Genomic DNA, 24,595 nt, shown 5'->3' on the forward strand with positions numbered 1-24,595 from the left:
TTCGCCTGACCCGGCCTACATTTTGTCGAGGTAGGCCCGGCAAGCGTTAGCGCCGCCGGGCGTGACTGAATTTACAGCCGTCCCTGCCCTTTCAGCCATTCGCGCACTAAAAATAGCGCGCTCACGTTGCGGGCCTCGTTGAAATCCGGGTCTTCCAGCAGATCCATCAGATGTGCCAGCGGCCAGCGCACCTGCGGCAGCGGCTCTGGCTCATCCCCTTCCAGCGACTCCGGATAGAGATCTTCCGCAACCACAATGTTCATCTTGCTGGAGAAGTAGGAGGGCGCCATGCTGAGCTTTTTCAGGAAGGTCAGCTGGTTAGCACCAAAGCCGATCTCCTCTTTCAGCTCACGGTTCGCCGCCTCATAAACGCTCTCGCCAGCGTCAATAAGCCCTTTCGGGAACCCGAGCTCGTAGGATTCAATGCCGACGGCATATTCACGGATCAGCATCACGTGCTCATCGACAATGGCGACAATCATAACGGCTTCACGGGTCGAGGGGCGCATACGCTCGTACACGCGGCGAACGCCGTTACTAAATTCCAGGTCCACGCTTTCGACGTTAAACAGGCGAGATTTAGCGACCGTTTCTACGTTAAGAATGGTGGGTTTTTGCAATGATTTGCTCATTCTGATGGGTCTTTAGAGTGAAAACTTTCATCATTGTGCGGCAAACCGCACGGTTTCGGCAACGGCAATTGCCTTTTATTTACATTTATGCAACTTAGAGTTGTGGCATTAATCATTTAGCCAGGAAAGTCAAGAGATTGAAATAAAACTAAGAATTTGCTGATATGGTCCACGACACGGCTTTGTTACCATCGCGCGCTGCTACTATTCGCTTCGCCAACAAGGTGCACCGACTACACCTCTGTAAGAAAAGTAAGATGGGAAAAGCATGAGCACCATTTTGATTTTTATCGCTGCTATGCTGGCCTGCGCTCTCCTTGCAGGGTGGTTCTTAAGACGACGTTCGCACCGTCGCTTCCGTCTGCCGTACCTGCCAGATTTTGCCGGGGCGGCGAACCGTAAGCTTACGCCGGAAGAGCGGAGCGCGGTTGAAGCCTATATCGAGACGCTGTCCCGTACTCAGCAGGCGCCTGGCCTGACGGGTGCCACCGCCGCACCGATCTCCCTCACCCTGAATGCGCAAAGCAATACGGTGCTCTCCGTTACCCACTCGATCACGCGCTACGGCATTAACAGTGACGATCTCAATAAATGGCGCTACTTCCTCGACTCGGTTGAAGTGCATCTGCCGCCGTTCTGGGAGCAGTATATTACCGACGAGAACGTGGTTGAGCTTATCCGTACCGATACGCTGCCGCTGGTGATCTCCCTCAACGGCCATACGCTGAGCGACTCTATTCATGAAGCACGCGGCTACGCGCTGGAGCTGCCGTCCACTACCCAGACGTCGATTCGTGGTGAAGAGAGCGAACAGATTGAGCTGCTGAACATTCGTCAGGAGACGCGGGAGGAGTATGCCCTGAGTCGCCCAGACGGCCTGCGGGAAGCGCTGTTGATTGTGACCTCATTCCTGCTGTTCTATTTCTGCCTCGCCACGCCGGATGTTTTTGTGCCGTGGATGGCCGGGGGCGCGGTCATGCTGCTCGCCGCCGGGCTGTGGGGGATCTTCGCTCCACCGGCGAAAAATACCCTGCGCGAGATCCACTGCCTGCGCGGCACGCCCCGCCGCTGGGGGCTGTTTGGCGAGAACAACCAGGAGCAGATTAATAATATCTCGTTGGGGATTATCGATCTGATCTATCCCCGCCACTGGCAGCCCTACATTACGCAGGATCTGGGTCAGCAGACCGATATTGATATCTATCTCGACCGCCACGTCGTGCGCCAGGGGCGGTTTTTATCCCTGCATGACGAAGCGATCAACTTCCCCTTACAGCACTGGCTGCGCAGCGCGATTATCTCCCTCGGTGCCTTGGTGGTGCTGGTTCTGCTGCTGATCTGGGTGCCGCTGGATATGCCGGTTAAATTCACCCTGTCGTGGATGAAAGGTGCCCAGACCGTCGAGGCCACCAGCGTCAGCCAGCTGGAGCAGGCCGGGCTGCGGGTAGGCGATACCCTGAGCATCCACGGCACCGGCATGTGCAATATCCATATGCAGGAGAACTGGCGCGGGCGGCAAAACTCGCCTTTCTCACCGTTCGACTGCTCGCAAATCATCTGGAACGACGCACCGCCGCTGCCGCTGCCGGAATCCGATATCGTCAATAAAGCGAACGCGCTGATCCAGGCGGTAAACCGCCAGCTGCACCCCTCCAGCGAGGAGGATTCCCACGTTAGCGCCGCGCTGCGTTCGGCGATTCAGAAGTCGGGCATGGTGCTGTTAGATGATTTCGCCGAGATCGTGCTGAAAACGCAGGACCTCTGCTCTGCCGAAGATGAATGCGCCCGGCTTAAGAATGCGCTCGTTAACCTCGGCAACACCAAAGACTGGGACACGCTGACCAAACGCGCCAGCGCGGGCAGGCTCAGCGGCGTAAACGTGCTGCTGCGTCCGGTTAGCGCCGAATCGCTCGATAATCTGGTGACCACCTCGACCGCCCCCTTCCTGCTGCGCGAGACCTCACGCGCTGCCCAGGCGCTTAACAGCCCGGCACCGGGTGGGTTTGTGATCGCCAGCGATGAAGGCAGCGAGCTGGTGGATCAGCCCTGGCCGCCCATCGCCCTGTATGATTTCCCCCCTCAAGAACAGTGGAACGAGTTCCAGCGGCTGGCGCAAATGCTGATGCAGACCCCGTTCAGCGCTGAAGGCATCGTCACCAATATCTATACCGATGCCAACGGGACGAAGCATGTCAGCCTGCACCGGATGCCATCCAGCGCCGGGCTGTGGCGCTATATTGGTACCGCCCTGCTGCTGCTGGCGATGATCCTCTGCACCCTCTATAACGCCGTTCAGGCGGTACGCCGCTACCAGCGTCACCGCTCACGCCTTGCCGATATTCAGGAGTATTACGACAGCTGCCTGAACCCGCAGCTGCTGCAGGCCTCCGATAGCCCATCCGATCGCTTTATCTGATAAACGCAGTGCGCGCCGGGGTATGCTACCCTGTCGCGCTTATCCGCTCGCAGGAGTCTCTCATGCATATTGATATCAACTGGCAGGACGTGGAGACCGTGCTGCTGGATATGGACGGCACGCTGCTAGATCTGGCGTTTGATAACTACTTCTGGCAGACGCTGGTCCCGGAAACCTTCGGTGCCACACGCGGCCTGACGCCGTTGCAGGCACAGGCGCAGATGCAGGCGGAGTATCATGCCGTGCAGCATACGCTAAACTGGTACTGTCTGGACTACTGGAGCGAACGTCTCGGCCTTGATATTTGTGCCATGACCACGGCCGAGGGTCCGCGTGCCGTTATGCGGGAAGATACCGTGCCCTTCCTGGATGCGCTGAAGGCCTGCGGCAAGCGTCGAATTCTGCTCACGAACGCGCATCCGCACAATCTGGCGGTGAAGCTTGAGCATACCGGACTGGGCGCACACCTTGATTTATTACTTTCTACCCACACATTTGGTTATCCGAAAGAGGATCAACGCCTGTGGCAGGCCGTTGTTGACGCTACCGGTCTGAACCCGGAGAAGACGCTGTTTATCGATGACAGCGAGCCGATTCTGGATGCGGCGGCGGCATTCGGTATTCGTTACTGCCTCGGCGTCACCAACCCTGACTCCGGGCTGGTGGAGAAGCGCTATCAGCGCCATCCCGGACTCAACGACTATCGCCGCCTGATCCCCTCACTGAAGTGAAGGAGATGCGATGAAAGAGAAGCCCGCGCAAGAAGTCCGCTTAGACAAATGGCTCTGGGCGGCGCGCTTTTACAAAACCCGAGCCCTGGCCCGCGAGATGATCGAGGGTGGCAAGGTGCACTACAACGGGCAACGCAGCAAGCCGGGGAAAACCGTCGAGCTGAACGCCATCCTGACGCTGCGTCAGGGAAATGATGAACGCACGGTGGTGGTGAAAGCCATCACCGAGCAGCGCCGACCGGCAAGCGAGGCGGTGGCGCTGTATGAAGAGACGGCGGAAAGTATTGAAAAACGCGAGAAGATGGCGGTAGCCCGCAAGCTGAACGCGTTAACGATGCCGCACCCGGAGCGCCGCCCGGATAAAAAAGAGCGCCGCGACCTGATGAAATTTAAATACGGTGATGACGAGTAGTCGTCGCCCCTAGAGAGATAATTATGGCCCAACACGACCAATTACACCGCTATCTGTTTGAAAACTACGCTGTGCGTGGCGAGCTGGTAACGGTATCCGAAAGCCTGCGACAGATCCTTGAAAACCACAGCTACCCGCAGCCAGTGAAAAATATCCTCGCGGAGCTGCTGGTGGCCACCAGCCTGCTGACCGCCACGCTGAAGTTTGCCGGAGACATTACCGTCCAGCTGCAGGGCGATGGCCCGATGAGCCTGGCGGTGATCAACGGCAATAACAAACAGCAGCTGCGCGGTGTGGCGCGTGTTCAGGATGAGATCGCAGACGATGCCGATCTGAAAGCGCTGGTCGGCAACGGCTATCTGGTGATCACCATTACGCCGGAAGAGGGCGAGCGCTATCAGGGCGTGGTCGGTCTGGAAGGCGATACGCTGGCGGCGTGCCTGGAAGACTACTTCATGCGTTCAGAACAGCTGCCGACCCGCCTCTACATCCGCACCGGCGAGGTCGACGGCCAGCCAGCCGCTGGGGGCATGCTGTTGCAGGTGCTGCCAGCCCAGGATACCGACTCTAATGACTTCGAGCACCTGGCGACGCTGACCGACACCATCAAAACGGAAGAGCTGCTTACCCTGCCGGCCAACGACGTGCTGTGGCGTCTGTATCACGAAGAAGAGGTAACGCTCTACGATCCGCAGGACGTTGAGTTCAAGTGCACCTGCTCCCGTGAACGCTGCGCCGGGGCGCTGAAAACCCTGCCGGATGAGGAGATTGAGAGCATCCTCGCAGAGGAAGGTGAAATCGATATGCATTGCGACTACTGTGGCAGCCACTATCTGTTTAACGCGATGGATATCGCCGAAATCCGCAACAACGCCTCCCCTGCCGATCCGCAGGTACACTGATTATTCTCCCTCTCAGCGCGTCGCCCGACGGCGCGCTGCTTTCCCCTATTTTTTCCCGCAATATAAGCCGCTCTGGCCAAGTATCTCCTGAAACCATTACGTAATTTTGTTACCAGAAAGCGATTACACTCACAATCTTACCGATAAATTGACCTGCATTTTCCCTTTATGAAGCATATTCGCTATGCATGAGATGAATCCTGCCATAATTTGTCTCGCTTGCGGGACATGTAACCACTTTTTCACCAGCGAAGGCGTGTCTGGATACCTAAATCTATGAGCCTCGTCGCGGTTAACCCCCACAGAATAACCCTACAATCGCAGGCAATACATATTGGCTAAGGAGCAGTGACATGCGCGTTAACGGTTTAACCCCGCAGGATCTCATGGCTTATGGTATCAATGATGTTCAGGATATCGTCTATAACCCCGACTACGATACGCTATATCAGGAGGAACTCCGTCCAGACCTGGAGGGATTTGAGCGGGGTATACTGACGAATTCAGGTGCTGTCGCCGTCGATACCGGTGTGTTTACCGGGCGTTCGCCGAAAGATAAGTACATTGTCCGGGATGACACGACCCGCGATACCGTGTGGTGGGCTGATAAAGGCAAAGGCAAGAACGATAACAAACCGCTCTCTCCTGACGTGTGGCAGCAGCTGAAAAGCCTGGTGACCCAGCAGCTCTCCGGCAAACGGCTGTTTATTATCGATGCCTTTTGTGGGGCGAATGCCGATACCCGCCTCGCCGTGCGTTTTATTACCGAGGTGGCCTGGCAGGCGCACTTCGTGAAGAACATGTTTATCCGCCCGACGGATGAGGAGCTGGCTGACTTTACGCCGGACTTTATCGTCATGAACGGCGCAAAATGCACTAACCCAGAGTGGAAGGCGCAGGGTCTCCACTCTGAGAATTTCGTCGCCTTTAACCTGACCGAGCGCATTCAGCTTATCGGCGGCACCTGGTACGGCGGCGAGATGAAAAAAGGGATGTTCTCGATTATGAACTACCTGCTGCCGCTCAAGGGCGTAGCCTCTATGCACTGCTCGGCTAACGTCGGTAAAGCAGGCGACGTCGCGGTGTTCTTTGGCCTCTCCGGCACCGGCAAAACCACGCTCTCCACCGATCCCAAGCGCCGCCTGATTGGCGATGACGAGCACGGCTGGGATGACGACGGCGTGTTTAACTTCGAAGGCGGCTGCTACGCCAAGACCATCAAGCTCTCCCGCGAGGCAGAGCCGGATATCTATAACGCTATCCGCCGCGACGCGCTGCTGGAGAACGTTACCGTGCTCGACGACGGCACTATCGATTTTGATGACGGCAGCAAGACCGAAAATACCCGCGTCTCTTACCCTATCTACCATATCGATAATATCGTTAAGCCGGTGTCAAAAGCGGGCCATGCCACAAAGGTAATTTTCCTGACCGCCGACGCCTTTGGCGTGCTGCCTCCGGTATCGCGCCTCACCGCTAACCAGACGCAGTATCACTTCCTCTCTGGCTTTACCGCCAAGCTGGCCGGCACCGAGCGCGGCGTGACGGAGCCTACCCCGACCTTCTCCGCCTGCTTTGGCGCAGCGTTCCTCTCCCTACACCCAACGCAGTATGCCGAGGTGTTGGTTAAACGGATGCAGGCGGCGGATGCCCAGGCTTACCTGGTGAATACCGGCTGGAACGGCACGGGGAAACGGATCTCTATCAAGGATACGCGGGCCATTATTGATGCCATTCTCGACGGTTCCATTGACGAGGCTGACACCTTTACGCTGCCCATATTCGATCTGGCGATCCCCACCAGCCTGCCGGGCGTCGATCCGCAGATCCTTGACCCACGTAATACCTACGCCTCTCCAGAGCAGTGGCAGGAGAAAGCCACCGCGCTAGCGAAGCTGTTTATTGAGAACTTTGAGAAGTATACCGATACGCCAGCAGGTGCGGCGTTGGTGAGTGCAGGCCCGAAATTATAAGCCTGTAAAAAACGCCGGGTGGCGCGCTGCGCTTACCCGGCCTATGTCCTACACGTTATTCTGACCACGGGTTACGGGAACGGGGAACCAGGCGCGGATCGAGAGACCGCCGCGCTCGCTGGTGCTGAGCTCCAGCATGCCGTTATGGTTGTCGACGATACGCTGCACGATCGCCAGCCCCAGTCCGGTGCCGCTGGTGCTACGGGCGCTGTCGCCGCGCACAAAGGGCTGGAACAGGTGCTTGCGCTGCTCGGGCTTGATACCCGGCCCGTCGTCCTCGACCTGGAACCATGCGCGGTTCCCCTCGCTGCCGCTGCTGACCCGGATCCAACCGTTGCCGTAGCGGGCGGCGTTCACCACCATATTGGCGATGGCACGCTTAATCGACAGCGGATGCATGCGCAGATAGATCTCCTCCGGATAGAGCGCTGTGTCAATTTCACGCTCGTAGCCGCTCTCTGCCGCCACGACTTCGCCCAGCACCGCGTTCAGCTCCGCTATCTCCATCGGCATCTCCTGGCCGGTGCGCAGATAGTCGATAAACTGTTCGATGATGGCGTTACACTCTTCGATATCCTTGTTGATCGACTCTGCCAGGTAACCATCCTGCTCGCCCATCATCTCCGTGGCCAAGCGGATACGGGTCAGCGGCGTACGCAGATCGTGGCTGACGCCCGCCATCAGCAGGGTACGGTCGTCGGCAAGCTGCTTCACCCCTGCCGCCATCTGGTTGAACGCCCGGGTCACGGAGCGCACCTCCGACGCACCGTACTCGCGCAGCGGGGGTGGGATCTGCCCTTTCCCCACCTTCAGCGCCGCGTGTTCAAGATCCACCAGCGGCCGGTTCTGAATACGAATAAAGAGCCACGCCCCGCCTATCGCCAGCAGCATAATCGCCAGGGTATAGCGGAACAGCGGCGAGAAGTCGCCTTGATGGATCTCGGTAAGCGGCACCCGCACCCAGATATTGGGTGACAGCCAGGTCTTCAGCCACACCACCGGCGAGCTTTTGTTTACCTCAACGCGTACTTCCGTGGGGCCGCCGAGCTGCTGCGCCATCTGCTGACTTAAAAAACCATAGTGCTGCGCCCAGCGCAGACCGGCATCTTCCGCCGCCTCGTTCGAGTAGAGGGAAATGCCCAGCTCGCGGTAGATCTCCCGGCGAAAAGCCGGGGGCACTACCAGCTGCGTGCCATCCTCCAGCTGCAGCTTGTCGGTCATCAGCATACGGACTTCGTACGCCAGCACCTTATTAAACTGTTGCAGACTGGGCAGGATCGCAAAGTTCAGCACCACCAGATAGGTTGTCACCAGGCTGACAAACAGCAGGGTGACAATCAGAAGCAGCGTACGGGCAAATGAACTTCGCGGCGAGAAGCGCAGTCGCCTCATGCTTTAGAGCCGTCCGGCACAAAGACGTAGCCCAGACCCCAAACGGTCTGAATATAGCGTGGGTGCGCCGGATCCTCTTCCACCATGCGGCGCAGGCGGGAGATCTGGACGTCAATGGAGCGCTCCATGGCCGAGTATTCGCGGCCGCGCGCCAGGTTCATCAGCTTATCGCGGGAGAGCGGCTCACGCGGATGGCTGACTAGCGCCTTCAGCACCGCAAACTCGCCGCTGGTGAGCGGCATCGGCTCATCTTCGCGGAACATCTCACGGGTGCCGAGGTTAAGCTTAAATTTGCCAAACTGAATCACGGCCTCATCCTGCGACGGCGCGCCGGGCAGCTCATTGGCCTGGCGACGCAGCACTGCGCGGATACGGGCCAGCAGCTCGCGAGGGTTAAACGGCTTCGGAATGTAGTCATCCGCGCCGATCTCCAGCCCCACGATACGGTCAACCTCTTCCCCTTTCGCCGTCACCATAATGATCGGCATCGGGTTGCTCTGGCTACGCAGGCGGCGGCAGATAGACAAACCATCCTCGCCGGGAAGCATCAGGTCGAGTACCATCAGGTGGAAAGATTCACGGGTAAGCAGGCGATCCATCTGTTCTGCGTTGGCCACGCTGCGAACCTGGAAGCCTTGCTCGGTGAGATAACGTTCCAGCAGTGCGCGCAGGCGCATATCGTCATCGACGACCAGAATCTTATAATTCTCTTGCATTGTTTGTACTCCCAAAGGTTCGGACAATATAAGTGCGTATTCTAAAAAAGTGTGCGCCGACCACCAGCTAAATCTGGTATACATTCTAGTCGAAATTGTTACAAAGCATATTTTACAGCAGCTTAAAGGCAGAAACCGGATGAAAACGCCACTTATCACCCGAGAAGGTTACGACAAGCTTAAACAGGAGCTGGACTATCTCTGGCGTCAGGAGCGCCCGGAAGTCACGAAAAAGGTGACCTGGGCGGCAAGCCTCGGTGATCGCAGCGAGAATGCTGACTATCAGTATAATAAAAAACGCCTGCGGGAAATTGACCGCCGCGTCAGATACCTGACGAAATGCCTGGAAAACCTGAAAATAGTGGATTACTCCCCGCAGCAGGAGGGCAAAGTCTTCTTTGGCGCGTGGGTGGAGATCGAGAACGATGACGGCGACACCAAACGCTTTCGCATCGTTGGCTATGACGAAATTTTCGGTCGTAAGGACTACATCTCTATCGACTCGCCGATGGCCCGCGCACTGCTGAAGAAAGAGGTCGGCGACCTGGCGATCGTCCAGACGCCGGGCGGCGAAGCAAGCTGGTACGTCAACGACATCACGTACGTTAAAGAGTCTTAGAGCCTCCTCTCCGGCTGGCATTTTTGCCAGCCAGTCCGTATAACTATCCCCCTGATTTTCGATCCACCACTCGATCCACTAGATGAAATTGCCATGATGAATGATTCGCTCTGCCGCATTATTGCGGGTGATATTCAGGCCAGAGCCGAACAGGTAGAAGCTGCCGTTCGCCTGCTTGATGAAGGGAATACCGTGCCGTTTATTGCACGTTATCGTAAGGAAGTCACCGGCGGGCTGGATGATACGCAGCTGCGTAACCTGGAGACTCGCCTGGGCTACCTGCGGGAGCTGGAGGAGCGTCGTCAGGCGATCCTAAAGTCCATCGGCGAGCAGGGTAAACTGACCGACGATCTGGCGAAGGCCATCACCGGCACGCTGAGCAAAACCGAACTCGAAGATCTCTACCTGCCCTACAAGCCGAAACGCCGCACTCGCGGGCAGATTGCTATCGAAGCTGGCCTGGCGCCGCTGGCGGATCTGCTGTGGAACACGCCGTCGCACGATCCGCAAACCGAAGCGGAGAAGTTCATTGACGCCGATAAAGGCGTAGCCGACAGCAAAGCCGCGCTGGACGGCGCGCGCTACATCCTGATGGAGCGCTTTGCTGAGGATGCTACCCTGCTGGCGAAGGTGCGCGACTACCTGTGGAAAAACGCCCACCTGACGTCGACCGTGGTCGCGGGCAAAGAGGAAGAGGGCGCGAAGTTCCGCGACTACTTCGATCACCATGAGCCGATCTCAACCGTGCCGTCCCACCGCGCGCTGGCGATGTTCCGCGGTCGCAACGAAGGCGTGCTGCAGCTGGCGCTGAATGCCGATCCGCAGTTTGACGAGCCGCCGAAAGAGAGCCACTGCGAGCAGATTATTATCGATCATCTGGGCCTGCGCCTGAACAACGCCCCGGCGGATAGCTGGCGTAAAGGCGTGGTGAGCTGGACCTGGCGCATCAAGGTGTTGATGCATCTGGAGACCGAGCTGATGGGCACGGTGCGCGAGCGCGCCGAAGATGAAGCCATTAACGTATTTGCCCGCAACCTGCACGACCTGCTGATGGCGGCCCCTGCCGGGCTGCGTGCGACCATGGGTCTCGATCCTGGCCTGCGTACCGGCGTGAAGGTGGCAGTTGTCGACGGCACCGGCAAGCTGGTGGCGACCGACACCATCTATCCCCACACCGGCCAGGCAGCGAAAGCCGCCGCCGTCGTGGCTGCGCTGTGTGAAAAACATAACGTGGAGCTGGTGGCGATCGGCAACGGTACCGCCTCTCGCGAAACCGAGCGTTTCTACCTCGACGTGCAGAAGCAGTTCCCGCAAGTCAAAGGCCAGAAGGTGATCGTCAGCGAGGCGGGAGCGTCCGTCTACTCCGCCTCTGAGCTGGCGGCGCAAGAGTTTCCCGGTCTCGACGTTTCGCTGCGTGGCGCGGTCTCCATTGCCCGTCGCCTGCAGGATCCGCTGGCGGAGCTGGTGAAGATCGATCCGAAATCCATCGGCGTCGGCCAGTACCAGCACGATGTAAGCCAGACCCAACTGGCCCGTAAGCTGGATGCGGTGGTAGAAGACTGCGTGAACGCCGTCGGCGTCGATCTCAATACCGCCTCCGTGCCGCTGCTGACTCGCGTCGCGGGCCTGACGCGCATGATGGCGCAGAATATCGTGGCATGGCGCGACGAGAACGGTCAGTTCCACAACCGCCAGCAGCTGCTGAAGGTGAGCCGTCTTGGGCCGAAAGCCTTTGAGCAGTGCGCAGGCTTCTTGCGTATCAACCACGGCGATAACCCGCTGGATGCCTCTACCGTTCACCCGGAAGCCTACCCGGTGGTCGAACGTATCCTGGCCGCGACCGAGCACTCCCTGCGCGACCTGATGGGTAACAGCAGCAATCTACGCGGCCTGAAAGCGTCTGACTTTACCGACGAGCGCTTTGGCGTGCCAACGGTGACCGACATCATCAAAGAGCTGGAGAAACCTGGCCGCGATCCGCGTCCCGAGTTTAAAACCGCTACCTTTGCCGATGGCGTTGAGACCATGAACGACCTGCAGCCGGGAATGATCCTTGAAGGCGCGGTCACCAACGTGACCAACTTCGGTGCCTTTGTGGATATCGGTGTCCATCAGGACGGCCTGGTGCACATCTCTTCTCTGGCCAATAAGTTCGTTGAGGATCCCCATACGGTGGTGAAGGCGGGCGACATTGTCAAAGTGAAGGTGCTGGAGGTTGACCTGCCCCGCAAGCGTATCGCCCTGACCATGCGTCTGGACGAGCAGCCAGGCGAAGGCAACGCCCGTCGCGGCAACGGCAATAGCAACAGCGCGCCGCGTGAACCCGCTGCTCGTCAGGCGAAGCCGCGCGGTCGTGAGGCGCAACCATCAGGCAACAGCGCGATGATGGACGCGCTGGCAGCGGCGATGGGTAAAAAACGGTAACGCTTTTCCTGCCCACGATGTAGGCCCGGTAAGCGTAGCGCCACCGGGCATTACCATCCTGACGTTGTAATGCCGGGCGGCACTGCGTTTGCCCGGCCTACGCAATTTCCAAAGTGAATAAATATAATTTTATATGTTGCTGCAACGTATATTAATTAATTCTCGTTGTTAAAAGCGCCACGCGTAATATTGCGCTAAATCAAAAATAATAGTCATTCTTACCTAATTCAACACTCCTACACATTTTAATGATTGATGATAAAAACTATTATCATTACCATTGTGCTGTTGATTATTTAACCATTGATCTAGTAGGTCCTATGTCCTTCTCGCCAGCCAGCGCGTGGAAAATCGTGGGGTTTTCCCGTGAAATTAGCCCGGCCTACCGGCAAAAATTGCTCTCCCTGGGCATGCTCCCTGGGTCATCATTTAATGTGGTGCGTGTCGCCCCCTTAGGCGATCCCATTCATATTCAAACCCGGCGCGTCAGCCTGGTATTACGCAAAAAAGATCTCGCGTTATTAGAGGTGGAAGCCCTGCCGCAATAACGGCGCTCCACGCAATGAGTCTGCTATTATGAAAAAATTAACCCTTGGCCTTATTGGTAATCCTAATTCCGGCAAGACGACCCTTTTTAATCAGCTAACGGGCGCACGTCAGCGCGTGGGCAACTGGGCGGGGGTCACCGTCGAGCGTAAAGAGGGCTCCTTTACCACCACCGACGCGCAGGTGACCCTGGTCGACCTGCCCGGCACCTACTCGTTGACCACTATCTCGTCGCAAACCTCTCTCGATGAGCAGATCGCCTGCCACTATATTCTCAGCGGCGACGCCGATATGCTGATCAACGTCGTCGATGCCTCGAACCTGGAGCGTAACCTCTACCTGACGCTACAGCTGCTGGAGCTGGGTATCCCCTGCATCGTCGCGCTGAACATGCTGGATATTGCCGAGAAGCAGCAGATCCGCATCGATATCGACGCCCTCGCCGCACGCCTTGGCTGTCCGGTTGTGCCGCTGGTCTCGACGCGAGGACGCGGTATTGAGGCGCTGAAAATGGCCATCGATCGCCATCAGCGCAACAGCGACATCGAGCGGGTTCACTACGCTCAGCCTCTCATGCGCGAAGCCGAAACGCTGGCGCAGGCGATGGCCGCTGATATGCCTCTTCAGCAGCGTCGCTGGCTGGGTTTGCAGATGCTGGAGGGTGATATCTACAGCCGCGCCTATGCCGGGGACGCCGCCCACAGGCTGGAGGCGTCGCTGGCGCGCCTCGGTGAGGAGATGGACGATCCGGCCCTGCATATTGCCGACGCCCGCTACCAGACCATCGCCGCCATTTGCGACACGGTGAGCAACACCCTTACCGCCGAACCGAGCCGCTTTACCGCCGCGATGGACCGGATCATCATCAACCGCGTGCTGGGCCTGCCGATCTTTCTGCTGGTGATGTACGTCATGTTCGTGCTCGCCATCAACATCGGTGGCGCACTGTCGCCTATTTTCGACGCCGGTTCGGTCGCTATATTTATCCATGGTACGCAGTGGCTGGGTTATACCCTGCACTTCCCGCAGTGGCTGACCATCTTCCTGGCCCAGGGGATTGGGGGCGGGATCAACACTGTACTGCCGCTGGTACCGCAGATCGGCATGATGTACCTGTTCCTCTCTTTCCTTGAGGACTCAGGCTACATGGCGCGGGCGGCGTTTGTGATGGATCGCCTGATGCAGTCCCTTGGCCTGCCGGGAAAATCCTTCGTTCCGCTCATCGTCGGCTTCGGCTGCAACGTACCGTCGGTGATGGGCGCGCGCACCCTTGATGCACCGCGCGAGCGCCTGATGACCATTATGATGGCACCGTTTATGTCTTGCGGGGCACGGCTGGCCATCTTCGCCGTGTTTGCCGCCGCCTTTTTCGGCCAGGAGGGGGCGCTGGCGGTCTTCTCTCTCTATCTGCTCGGCATCGTGATGGCGATCCTCACCGGCCTGATGCTCAAGCACACCATTATGCGCGGCGAAGCATCACCCTTTGTGATGGAGCTGCCGGTCTACCACATTCCTCATTTGAAGAGCCTGGCGATCCAGACCTGGCAGCGGCTGAAGGGCTTTGTGCTCCGCGCCGGGAAGGTGATTGTAGTGGTCAGCATCTTCCTGAGCGCCCTGAACAGCTTTACGCTGAGAGGGACGGCGGCTACCACCATCAACGATTCGGCGCTGGCCGCCGTCAGCCGGGTCTTTACTCCGCTGCTTAGGCCCATCGGCGTCCACGAGGATAACTGGCAGGCCACCGTCGGTCTCTTCACCGGCGCGATGGCAAAAGAGGTGGTGGTTGGCACGCTAAACACCCTCTATACCGCCGAGAACATCGAACAGGAGGCGTTCGATCCCGCTACCTTCAGCCTGACGGACGAACTGACCGGTGCTCTGGAAGAGACCTGGCAGAGCCTGGTCGACACCTTTAGCCTGAGCGTGCTGGCTAACCCCATTGAAGCCAGCAAAGGCGACGGGGAGATGGCGACCGGCACCATGGGGGTGATGGGCGAAAAATTTGGCAGCGCCGCGGCCGCGTACAGCTACCTGATCTTTGTCCTGCTCTATATTCCCTGTATCTCGGTAATGGGGGCGATCGCCCGCGAAGCCAGCCGCGGCTGGATGGGCTTCTCGATCCTCTGGGGGCTGAATATCGCCTACTCGCTGGCAACGCTCTTCTACCAGACCGCCAGCTTTAGCGCCCACCCGCGTTATAGCCTGATCTGCATTCTGGCGGTGGTACTGTTTAACGTTATGCTGCTGGGTGGCCTGCGTCGGGCGAGAAGCCGGATCGACGTCAACCTGCTGGCGGCCCGCAAAACGGCGGCCAGTGTCATACACGTTGAATACGTTGAAGAGGAAGCGGAGGGATATCTGAAGGGAAAATGTAAAACCTGCTCGCAGAGCAAGGCATGTCAGCACTAACAGTAGATGCTGCGCTAAAGAACGGAGGCGGGCGCGCTGCCCGCCTGGCGTAGGTTACTTGTAGACATCCGCCGTGGCGCGAATGTCTTTACTGATTTTGTCCCCGCTGGTGATCACATAGTACTTGCCGCCCAGCTCATCGGCTTTCTTCTCCAGCTCTGCCCGGGCGTCCATCGGTGCCGACGTATCCGAGGTGCTGATGGTGCCCACTTTGGTCAGATTCATCTCTTTAATCTTATCTTTCTGCACCTCTTCCGCAGCCATCGCGCTAAACGAGAGTGCACCAATAACCAGAGATACAACGATACCTGCTGTACGTTTCATAGCCTTTACTCCATACGGTAGTGGATGCCATTACGCTTTATGTTGGAACGCCAAATAGATAAATACGTTTAAATTTTAGTCTGTTCCAGCCGTTTCGCCAGCGGCTGCGTAAACTCCACCAGGATCTGGCAAAGCGCCTCAGGATGCGAAATGAAGGGCGCATGTGCCGCCTTGGCAAATACCTGCGACTCACTCTGCGGCCACAGCGCGTCCAGCCACGGCACAATTTTGCGCGGAACCAGCCCGTCAAGACGCCCGTAGAGGCGGAGGAACGGCTGCGTCAGCTCTGCCAGCGGCGCGCGCAGATCGGCCGTTTTCAGGATCTCCAGCCCGCCGTTAAGCACCTCTACCGACGGCATCGGTAGCGCCAGCACGGCGTGCTTCAGCTTACGGGCATCGTCCCGAGCGGTCTCCGTGCCCAGGGTTTGCAGCGCCAGGAAACGCTCCACGGTGCGCTGAAAATTATCGCTCAGCTGCTGCTGGAAGCCGGACAGCACCTCGGGCTTGATGCCCGGCCAATCGCCGTCGGCGCTGAAACAGGGAGAGGAGGCGACCGTCACCAGGGCGCTAACGCGGTCGGGGGCGCTTAACGCCGCCTGGCTTGCCACCAGCCCACCGAGGCTCCAGCCAAGCCAGATCGCCTCTTGTGGCGCGTGGGCCAGCACAATCTCCGTCATCTCGGCCAGGGTCAGCGCGCCGAAGCCGGTGCTGCGACCGTAGCCCGGCAGATCCACCAGGTGCAGGGTAAAGTGCGAGGCCAGCTCCGCCGTAATGCAATCCCACACCTCTGCATTCAGTCCCCATCCGTGCAGCAGCACAAGATGACAATTTCCTTCGCCTTTGGTTTGCCACCAGATGTTGTTCATCCGCTATTGTTCTCTTCTCATGTCCAGGAGGGTACGTATGCTAACAGCGCCAGGCTTGTGCTGGCTATGCCGAATGCCGCTCGCCCTGCCCCGCTCAGGGATCTGCTCCATCTGTCGCCGGACGGTTCGCCTCACAGAGAGCGTATGCCCGCAGTGTGGCCTGCCCGCTGCCAGCCCGCTCTTGCCCTGCGGCCGCTGCCTGCAAAAGCCGCCGCCGTGGCAGAGGCTGGTGGCGGTCAGCGCCTATGCACCACCGCTGAGCACGCTGATCCACCAGCTGAAGTTTTCCCGTCGACCCGAACTGGCTGCGGCGCTGGCCCGGCTGCAACTGCTCGCCATTCTTGATGCTCGCCGTACCACGCGGCTCGTGCTGCCGGACCGCATTGTCAGCGTGCCGCTCTATTCGCGCCGCCAGTGGCAGCGGGGCTTTAACCAGAGCGATCTGCTCTGCCGCCCGCTGGCGCGCTGGCTGGGCTGCCGCTACGCCAGCAATACCCTGACCCGCATCCGCCCGGCCCTGACCCAGCATTTTCTCAGCGCTCGCCGTCGAAGAAGCAATTTGAAAAATGCCTTTCGCCTTGAATTGCCGCTCGACGGCCTCCATATGGCTATTGTGGATGATGTCGTCACTACCGGCAGCACCGTTGCGGAGATCACCCGTCTGCTGTTGCAGGGCGGCGCGGCGACTGTTCAGGTATGGTGCCTATGTCGAACCTTGTAGAGGCGCGATGATGGGCGTATTATAACCGAGTAAAACAGTCAACTATTTAGGCCATTGCTATGATCCATATTTCCGACGCAGCTCAGGCGCACTTTGCCAAACTGCTGGCAAATCAGGAAGAAGGAACACAAATCCGCGTATTTGTGATCAATCCAGGCACGCCAAATGCCGAGTGCGGCGTCTCTTACTGCCCGCCGGATGCAGTGGAAGCAACGGATACCGCGTTACCCTTTTCGCTGCTGACCGCGTACGTCGACGAGCTGAGCGCCCCGTATCTGGAAGATGCGGAGATCGATTTTGTTACTGACCAGCTGGGTTCTCAGCTGACTCTGAAGGCCCCCAACGCCAAGATGCGTAAGGTGAATGACGATGCCCCGCTGATGGAGCGCGTTGAGTATCTGCTGCAGTCGCAGATCAACCCGCAGCTGGCTGGTCACGGCGGCCGCGTTACGCTGATGGAGATCACCGACGAAGGCTACGCCATTCTGCAGTTTGGCGGCGGCTGTAACGGCTGCTCAATGGTCGACGTCACGCTAAAAGAGGGGATCGAGAAGCAGCTGCTGAACGAGTTCCCTGAGCTGAAAGGCGTGCGCGATCTGACCGAGCACCAGCGCGGCGAACACTCCTACTACTGATCGTCCTGCCTTCTGCTGTTCTGCCCGGCGGCGCTCCGCTGACCGGGCTTCTTCACCCCGCTTTATAATATGACCCACGTCGCACTTCTTAAATTTACCCGCCCGAAGTGATTCTATTCGCCCGCATGTTACCCGTATCATCCCTTTGTGCAGTTAAAACTACTTAATAAGCCAGTTACTTTGTAGATAAGCGTTACCCATAACATCATAAAGGCCAGGTAAACCATGCCACTTATCATCGTTGCTCTCGGTGTTGTTCTATTACTTCTGTTAATGATCCGCTTTAAATTAAACGGCTTCATTGCATTGATCCTGGTGGCGCTTGCCGTCGGGCTGATGCAGGGAATGCCGGTGGATAAAGTTATCGCCTCCATTAAGGCTGGCGTCGGCGGCACTCTCGGCAGCCTCGCCCTGATCATGGGCTTCGGTGCCATGCTGGGTAAGATGCTGGCGGACTGCGGCGGTGCCCAGCGGATCGCCACAACCCTGATTGACAAGTTTGGTCAGAAATATATCCAGTGGGCGGTGGTATTAACCGGTTTTACCGTCGGCTTTGCGCTGTTCTATGAGGTGGGCTTCGTGCTGCTGCTGCCGCTGGTGTTCACCATCGCGGCGAAAGCGCGCGTGCCGCTGCTCTATGTGGGTGTGCCGATGGCCGCCTCGCTCTCCGTGACCCATGGCTTCCTGCCGCCGCACCCAGGCCCGACCGCTATCGCTACCATCTTCCACGCGGACATGGGCAAAACCCTGCTCTACGGTACGCTGCTGGCTATCCCGACCGTGATCCTGGCCGGGCCGGTCTATGCACGCTTCCTGAAGAAGATTGATAAGCCGATCCCGGAAGGCCTCTATAACGCGAAAACCTTTACCGAAGCAGAGATGCCAAGCTTTGGCGTCAGCGTCTGGACCTCGCTGGTACCGGTGATCCTGATGGCCGGCCGCGCTGTCGCTGAGATGATCCTGCCAAAAGGCCATCCGGTGCTTGCCTACGCCGAGTTCTTTGGCGACCCGGTGATGGCCACGCTGATTGCCGTGCTGATCGCAATCTTCACCTTTGGCCTTAACCGTGGCCGCTCGATGGATCAGATCACTGAAACCATCACCTCCTCGATTAAAATTATTGCCATGATGCTGCTGATTATCGGCGGCGGCGGCGCGTTCAAGCAGGTGCTGGTGGACAGCGGCGTGGATAAATACATCGCGGCGATGATGCACTCTACCAACCTGTCGCCGCTGTTTATGGCGTGGTCGATTGCCGCCGTGCTGCGTATCGCCCTTGGCTCTGCTACCGTGGCGGCCATCACCGCTGGCGGCATCGCGGCTCCGCTGATTGCCACTACCGGCGTCAGCCCTGAGCTGATGGTTATCGCCGTCGGCTCCGGCAGCGTGATCTTCTCCCACGTGAACGATCCAGGGTTCTGGCTGTTCAAGGAGTATTTCAACCTGAGCATCGGTGAGACCATGAAGTCATGGTCGGCGCTGGAGACCATTATTGCGGTGTGCGGCCTGATCGGCTGTCTGCTGCTGGGAATGGTAATTTAGTTGATGTGCCCGGCGGCGCTGCGCCGCCGGGCAATTCTTACTTCTTCACGGTCGCTCTACGACGCTTATCCAGATCCTTCACCAGCCTGTTCACCTTCTCATCGGCAAACATCTTCTCCAGCGACGTCGACAGCTTGCGCCGCCAGTTTTTGTACTGGTAGCTGGTGCCCGGCACGTTGACCGGATCCGCCATATCCAGCCAGTCTTCCGGCTGAAGCCCAAGCAGCGCGCTGCTGCTGTCGGCAATATAGCGTTGTAGGCCCCGGTTAAGGGTGGCATTCATCGCCATGCGAGCCGCGTTACGTCCGGTGCTTTTCGGCAGACAGCCGTGCTGATGCAGGGCGTCCAGCAGGCCCTGTTTAGCCCGCTCGCGATCCGCATACAGCCCACGCAGCACCTCTTCGTCCGGATAGAGTCCGAGGGTTTTGCCAAGGGTCAGATCCTCCGCCTCCCAGTAGCCGCGCAGGGTCGGCAGGTCGTGGGTGGTGGCTACCGCCATCGACTGGGCAGGCCATAACTCAGGGGCACGCACCCGCTTTTTATCATCGCTTTCGAAATAGAGCACCTTGTAGGAGTAAACCCCGCTGTCGCGCAGCTTGCTGACGATCTCCTTCGGCACGGTGCCAAGATCTTCACCAATCACCATGCAGCGGTGACGTTGACTCTCCAGGGCAAGGATCGCCAGCATGTCATCTACCGGGTAGTGAACATACGCCCCCTGATCCGCCGTCTCGCCGTAGGGGATCCACCACAGGCGCAGGAGCGACATCACATGGTCGATACGCAGCGCGCCGCAGCTCTTCATGTTGGCCCGCAGGAGCTGAACAAACGGCTCATAGCCACGGGCGGTGATGATATGCGGATCCATCGGCGGCAGGCCCCAGTTTTGCCCCAGCGGCCCAAGAATATCCGGCGGCGCGCCCACGGAGGCTTCCAGGCAGTACAGCTCACGGTCGCACCAGGTCTCTGACCCGCCCTCGGCAACGCCTACCGCCAGATCGCGGTAGAGGCCAATCGGCATCGCTAAACCCTGGCTGGTCTCCCAGCACTCCGCCAGCTGCACGGCGGCCAACCACTGTAGCCAGAGGTAGAAATCCACCTCGTCGGCGTGCTCCTGACAGAAGGCTTTTACCTGCGGGCTGTCGGTGCGCCGATAGGCTTCCGGCCATACCGGCCAGCCCCAGCGCATCTCATCCTCTTTCACCTGGTGCTCATGCAGAGCGTCAAACGCCGCCTGCCAGTAGAGGCCCTCGCCCTGCTGCTGTACAAAACCGCGAAACGCCGCCATCTGCTCGTCGTCATCCGCCCGATCGGCAAAGAGACGCCACGCCATTTTCAGCGCCGCCAGCTTGAGGGCGGTGACGCCAGCATAGTCGACCCATTCGCTGTCCCGCACCGCATTGAGCGCTTTCTGGGTGGAGTCCATCTTCCACCACACCTGCGCCTCGTCGCTGCGCTGGAAATCCTCTATCGCGTTAACGTCGATATAGAGCACGTTAAGCCAGCGCCGTGAGGAGGGACTATAGGGGCTGGCGCTCTCCGGCATCGCCGGGTAGAGAGCATGAATCGGATTGAGGCCGATAAACGCCCCGCCCCGCTTCCCGACCTCGACCAGCATGGCCTTCAGATCGCCGAAGTCACCGATACCCCAGTTTTTCTCCGAGCGCAGGGTATAAAGCTGCACGGTGGCACCCCACAGCTTTTTGCCCTCCAGCAGCGCCTCGGGCTCATAGCAGCGCGGCGGGGCGACAATTACCCGGCACTGCCACTGCTTTTTACCCTGACGCAGGGTCAGGGTGTGATACCCCTCTGCCAGCGAGGCGGGCAGCGTAATCCGCTTCTTATCGCGGAACGTCCCCTGGTGCTGCTCGCCCGTTTCGGTCGTGAGCGTCCAGCTAAATTCGCCGCTGCCCTCAACGGGCAACGACAGTCTCTTGCCGTGGATCAGCACCTTAACCTGCGCCACAGGGGCTACAGCCGCCTTTTTGGCCGCAGCGGGATGCATTGCGTTAAGCAAACGCCGTTTGGTTTCGGCTCCAATTGACTGGGGTTTGCCGTGGGCGTTGATATAGTTAGGGCTAATGCCCGCCGCCAGCGCGGCGTCAGCCAGACGTTTACTTTCCATGGCGCTCCTTAGCGTTTGGCCTGCCAGATCAGGTTTTGATAGTCACGGATTGAGCGATCGGAGCTGAACATGCCGCAGCGGGCGGTATTGAGGATCGCCGCGCGGGTCCACGCCTCCTGGTCACGATAGAGCACGTCGACCTGTTTTTGCGCCTCAACGTAGGCGGCAAAGTCAGCAGCAACCAGGTAGGGATCACCCCCCTCTTTGCCGATGCTGTGCAGCATCAGGTCGAACGCATGTTTGTCGCCGTCGCTGTATTTACCGCTCTCCAGCTCTTTGAGGATCGCATTCAACAGCTTGTCTTTCTTGCGCCATTTAACCGGATCGTAGCCCTTCGCCTTCAGGGCCTTCACCTCTTCCACAGTATGGCCGAAGATGAAGATATTCTCTTCGCCGACCTGCTCGGCAATCTCAACGTTTGCCCCATCCAGCGTGCCCACGGTGAGCGCGCCGTTCAGTGCCAGCTTCATGTTGCCAGTACCGGAGGCCTCTTTCCCGGCGGTAGAGATCTGCTCGGAGACGTCCGCAGCCGGGATCAGCTTCTCGGCCGCCGAGACGCAGTAGTCCGGCAGGAAGACCACCTTCAGCTTGTCGCCCACCCGTGGGTCGTTGTTGATCGCCTCTGCCACCTTATTGATAGCAAAAATAATGTTCTTCGCCAGGTAGTAGCCCGGCGCGGCTTTAGCGCCGAACAGGAAGACGCGCGGCACGCGATCCGCCTCCGGGTTCTCGCGGATCTCTTTGTAGAGGGCGAGGATGTGCAGCAGATTCAGGTGCTGACGCTTGTACTCATGCAGGCGCTTGATCTGAATATCAAAAATAGCGTTAGGGTTGATCGCGATCCCGGTACGCGCTTTCACAAACTCCACCAGCTGCGTTTTGTTCTCCTGCTTGATAGCGCGGTACTGCTGGCGGAAGCTGGCGTCGTCGGCATACTTCTCCAGGCCCTGCAGCTGGTCGAGATCGTTCGCCCACTCACTCTTCAGCGTCTTATCAAGCAGCGCGGCAAGCGCCGGGTTGCACTGCTTGATCCAGCGGCGCGGGGTGATGCCGTTCGTAACGTTATGGAACTTGTTCGGCCACAGCTGGTGATACTCCGGGAAGAGATCCTTCACCACCAGGTCCGAGTGCAGCGCCGCCACGCCGTTGACCGCAAAACCACTCACGACGCAGAGGTTAGCCATGCGCACCTGGCCATCATAGACCACCGCCAGCTTGGCCCACACCGCCTCGTTGCCCGGCCAGGTTTTTACTACCTGCTTTTTAAAGCGGTCGTTGATCTCTTTGATGATCTGCATATGGCGCGGCAGCAGCGGCTTCAGCAGACGCTCATGCCAGTTCTCCAGCGCTTCCGGCATCAGCGTGTGGTTGGTATAGGCAAACAGGCGGCTGGTAATTGACCACGCCTCGTCCCAGCTCAGCTGATGCTCGTCGATCAGCACGCGCAGCATCTCCGGAATGGCGATGGTCGGGTGGGTATCATTAAGCTGGATCACTTCGTAGTCCGGCAGCTCCGCCAGCTTGCGCCCGGCCAGATGGTGACGACGCAGAATATCCGCTACCGAGCAGGCGCACTGAAAATACTGCTGCATCAGGCGCAGCTTTTTACCCGCGGTGTGGTTGTCGTTAGGATAGAGAACTTTAGTCAGCTTTTCGGCGTCGATACCCTGCTGTTCGGCACGCAGGAAATCGCCGTCGTTAAATTTCGTCAGGTCGAACGGGTGAGCATGCCTGGCCTGCCACAGTCGCAGAGGCTGCGCCACGCCGTTCCGGTAGCCCAGCACCGGCAGATCCCACGCCTCGCCGACCAGGGAAAACGCTGGCTCCCAGCGCCCGTCCCGGCTCACCTTGCCGCCAAGATTGACCTTCACGTCCAGCGCGGCGTTGTGCTGGAACCAGGGGTAGCTGCCGCGATGCCAGTCGTCCGGGGCCTCCTGCTGCTGCCCGTCGACAAAGGACTGGCGGAACAGACCGTACTGATAGTTCAGGCCATAGCCGATAGCGGGCTGGCCTACCGTCGCCATCGAGTCCAGGAAGCAGGCTGCGAGCCGCCCTAAACCACCGTTGCCCAGCGCCGGATCGATCTCCTCCTCCAGCAGGTCGGTGAGATTGACGTTATGCGTTTGCAGCAGATCGCTTACCTCCTGATACCAGCCCATGTTAAGCAGGTTGTTACCGGTCAGGCGGCCAATCAGAAACTCCATAGAGATGTAGTTTACGTGGCGCTGATCCTCTGCGGGTTTGGCTACCGCCTGGGCAGCGAGCTGCTCCGCCAGCGCGCCGCTGACCGCGTGCCACCACTGGTGGGGCGTCATCTCTTCGGCGGAGCGGAGACCAAAACGCTGCCACTGACGCGTCAGGGCGGCGGTAAACTGAGCTTTGTTAAAGGTTGGCTGTGACATAGCAAACGGGGATCCTGTAAGTAAAAACAACGTTAGCGCTAGTTTGCCTGGCCCCTACGCTGACTTCCTCATCCTGCCAGGGAAAAGCCCAGGAGGAGCCGCAGGGATGAGCCAAAAGTGTGACCGCTGCCACTTAAAGTTAGCTGTAAAAAGGCGAATTACTCAAAAATTCAACGGCCAGACGAGACAAAAACGCATGCAAAAGTATGAGGAAATTATCGCCAGGTAACCGGGAGGGTGCTCAAGGAAATGAAATGCTGTTTCATATATACATACATGAATTTAAGTTTGCTGGGGCGAAACATGGATACAAATATTAACAACCCGCCCCCTCTAACCCTATTAATTACCACTTTCGACCTATGGATTTTGAATATCAACAACCTAATCTAACTCTGCCAAAAGTGAATATTACATTCTGCTCCATTTGCCCGCAGGCTAGTTACCACGTGCCCTCGCTACCTGTCGGGCGTTTTATTCAGCAAGGTTATGAAAATGTGACACGGTGCAAATTCAGCGCCGTAAAATTCGGACATAACTTGCAATAGAATCCATTCTGACCGACCTTATTAGTCATTAATTACGAAGCGCAAAAAAATTCCTTTTTCTTCGTTCCCTCACAGTGAAGTGATAACTATGTTGATTCCGTCCAAATTAAGTCGCCCGGTTCGTCTTGACCATACTGTGGTCCGCGAACGCCTGCTGGCTAAACTTTCCGGCGCGAACAATTTTCGTTTGGCTCTGGTTACCAGCCCGGCTGGCTACGGCAAAACGACGCTTATTTCACAGTGGGCCGCCAGTCAAGCCG

Annotated in this window: 19 protein-coding genes and 1 pseudogene; 13 read left to right on the forward strand and 7 right to left on the reverse strand. The window is 58.3% G+C overall.

All coding sequences use genetic code 11. The features are described 5' to 3' along the window. Positions 1-71: 71 nt before the first annotated feature. Positions 72-632: an ADP compounds hydrolase NudE gene (nudE, locus tag EV102420_RS14785; RefSeq protein ID WP_042393123.1), complete on the reverse strand. Its 561-nt coding sequence runs from the start codon at positions 630-632 to the stop codon at positions 72-74. A gap of 268 nt (positions 633-900) precedes the next feature. Here nudE and EV102420_RS14790 point away from each other — a divergent pair, with 268 nt between their 5' ends. The 5 genes from EV102420_RS14790 (at position 901) to pckA (ending at position 7,066) form a co-directional block, all read left to right on the forward strand. Then, positions 901-3,048 carry an intracellular growth attenuator family protein gene (locus EV102420_RS14790; RefSeq protein WP_042393124.1) on the forward strand — a complete coding sequence of 716 codons (2,148 nt, stop codon included), beginning with the start codon at positions 901-903 and terminating at the stop codon, positions 3,046-3,048. Positions 3,049-3,110: 62 nt separating this feature from the next. Continuing rightward, positions 3,111-3,779 carry a GMP/IMP nucleotidase gene (yrfG, locus tag EV102420_RS14795; protein WP_042393128.1) on the forward strand — a complete coding sequence of 223 codons (669 nt, stop codon included), beginning with the start codon at positions 3,111-3,113 and terminating at the stop codon, positions 3,777-3,779. Between the two features lie 10 nt (positions 3,780-3,789). Then, positions 3,790-4,191, forward strand: a complete 402-nt coding sequence (hslR, locus tag EV102420_RS14800; protein ID WP_042393130.1) for a ribosome-associated heat shock protein Hsp15 — start codon at positions 3,790-3,792, stop codon at positions 4,189-4,191. 23 nt (positions 4,192-4,214) lie between these two features. After that, positions 4,215-5,093 (forward strand): Hsp33 family molecular chaperone HslO, encoded by an 879-nt coding sequence (hslO, locus tag EV102420_RS14805; protein ID WP_042393133.1) that lies wholly within the window; start codon positions 4,215-4,217, stop codon positions 5,091-5,093. Between the two features lie 353 nt (positions 5,094-5,446). Next, positions 5,447-7,066, forward strand: coding sequence for a phosphoenolpyruvate carboxykinase (ATP) (gene pckA / locus EV102420_RS14810; protein WP_042393135.1), 1,620 nt, complete (start codon positions 5,447-5,449; stop codon positions 7,064-7,066). 48 nt (positions 7,067-7,114) lie between these two features. On the opposite strand, the gene envZ is transcribed toward pckA, so the two are convergent. Continuing rightward, the gene (gene envZ / locus EV102420_RS14815) at positions 7,115-8,458 is read right to left on the reverse strand and encodes a two-component system sensor histidine kinase EnvZ (protein WP_042393137.1); all 1,344 of its coding nucleotides are present in this window, start codon (positions 8,456-8,458) and stop codon (positions 7,115-7,117) included. Further along, complete coding sequence (ompR, locus tag EV102420_RS14820; protein ID WP_042393138.1) at positions 8,455-9,174, reverse strand: osmolarity response regulator transcription factor OmpR; 720 nt, start codon at positions 9,172-9,174, stop codon at positions 8,455-8,457. Before ompR ends, envZ begins: the two co-directional genes overlap by 4 nt. A gap of 139 nt (positions 9,175-9,313) precedes the next feature. Between ompR and greB the strand changes: the two genes are divergently transcribed. The 4 genes from greB (at position 9,314) to feoB (ending at position 15,172) form a co-directional block, all read left to right on the forward strand. Next, entirely contained in the window at positions 9,314-9,793 is a 480-nt protein-coding gene (greB, locus tag EV102420_RS14825) for a transcription elongation factor GreB (RefSeq protein ID WP_042393139.1), read from the forward strand. A gap of 93 nt (positions 9,794-9,886) precedes the next feature. Continuing rightward, positions 9,887-12,217: a Tex family protein gene (locus EV102420_RS14830; protein WP_042393140.1), complete on the forward strand. Its 2,331-nt coding sequence runs from the start codon at positions 9,887-9,889 to the stop codon at positions 12,215-12,217. A 320-nt stretch (positions 12,218-12,537) separates the two neighbouring features. Then, positions 12,538-12,765, forward strand: a complete 228-nt coding sequence (feoA, locus tag EV102420_RS21525; RefSeq protein ID WP_072015278.1) for a ferrous iron transporter A — start codon at positions 12,538-12,540, stop codon at positions 12,763-12,765. A 28-nt stretch (positions 12,766-12,793) separates the two neighbouring features. Further along, the gene (gene feoB / locus EV102420_RS14835) at positions 12,794-15,172 is read left to right on the forward strand and encodes a Fe(2+) transporter permease subunit FeoB (protein WP_077776543.1); all 2,379 of its coding nucleotides are present in this window, start codon (positions 12,794-12,796) and stop codon (positions 15,170-15,172) included. A 54-nt stretch (positions 15,173-15,226) separates the two neighbouring features. On the opposite strand, the gene EV102420_RS14840 is transcribed toward feoB, so the two are convergent. Beyond that, complete coding sequence (locus EV102420_RS14840) at positions 15,227-15,496, reverse strand: YdgH/BhsA/McbA-like domain containing protein (RefSeq protein WP_042393141.1); 270 nt, start codon at positions 15,494-15,496, stop codon at positions 15,227-15,229. Positions 15,497-15,564: 68 nt separating this feature from the next. Continuing rightward, positions 15,565-16,362: a pimeloyl-ACP methyl ester esterase BioH gene (gene bioH / locus EV102420_RS14845; protein ID WP_042393142.1), complete on the reverse strand. Its 798-nt coding sequence runs from the start codon at positions 16,360-16,362 to the stop codon at positions 15,565-15,567. A gap of 37 nt (positions 16,363-16,399) precedes the next feature. Here bioH and gntX point away from each other — a divergent pair, with 37 nt between their 5' ends. The 3 genes from gntX (at position 16,400) to gntT (ending at position 19,260) form a co-directional block, all read left to right on the forward strand. Next, on the forward strand, positions 16,400-17,083 hold the full coding sequence (gntX, locus tag EV102420_RS14850) for a DNA utilization protein GntX (protein ID WP_042393144.1): 684 nt from the start codon (positions 16,400-16,402) through the stop codon (positions 17,081-17,083). Between the two features lie 59 nt (positions 17,084-17,142). Then, the gene (nfuA, locus tag EV102420_RS14855) at positions 17,143-17,718 is read left to right on the forward strand and encodes a Fe-S biogenesis protein NfuA (protein WP_042393146.1); all 576 of its coding nucleotides are present in this window, start codon (positions 17,143-17,145) and stop codon (positions 17,716-17,718) included. Between the two features lie 225 nt (positions 17,719-17,943). After that, on the forward strand, positions 17,944-19,260 hold the full coding sequence (gene gntT / locus EV102420_RS14860) for a gluconate transporter (protein WP_042393147.1): 1,317 nt from the start codon (positions 17,944-17,946) through the stop codon (positions 19,258-19,260). Positions 19,261-19,297: 37 nt separating this feature from the next. Here gntT and malQ read toward each other — a convergent pair whose 3' ends face one another. Together malQ and malP are read right to left on the reverse strand one after the other, a co-directional pair. Next, complete coding sequence (gene malQ, locus EV102420_RS14865; RefSeq protein WP_042393148.1) at positions 19,298-21,385, reverse strand: 4-alpha-glucanotransferase; 2,088 nt, start codon at positions 21,383-21,385, stop codon at positions 19,298-19,300. 8 nt (positions 21,386-21,393) lie between these two features. Then, entirely contained in the window at positions 21,394-23,787 is a 2,394-nt protein-coding gene (malP, locus tag EV102420_RS14870) for a maltodextrin phosphorylase (protein ID WP_042393150.1), read from the reverse strand. A 636-nt stretch (positions 23,788-24,423) separates the two neighbouring features. On the opposite strand from malP, the pseudogene EV102420_RS21530 reads away from it, so the two are divergent. After that, a pseudogene (locus tag EV102420_RS21530) lies at positions 24,424-24,595 on the forward strand (transcriptional regulator); the annotation flags it as partial.

It is taken from the genome of Pseudescherichia vulneris NBRC 102420 (assembly GCF_000759795.1).
Classification (GTDB): domain Bacteria; phylum Pseudomonadota; class Gammaproteobacteria; order Enterobacterales; family Enterobacteriaceae; genus Pseudescherichia; species Pseudescherichia vulneris.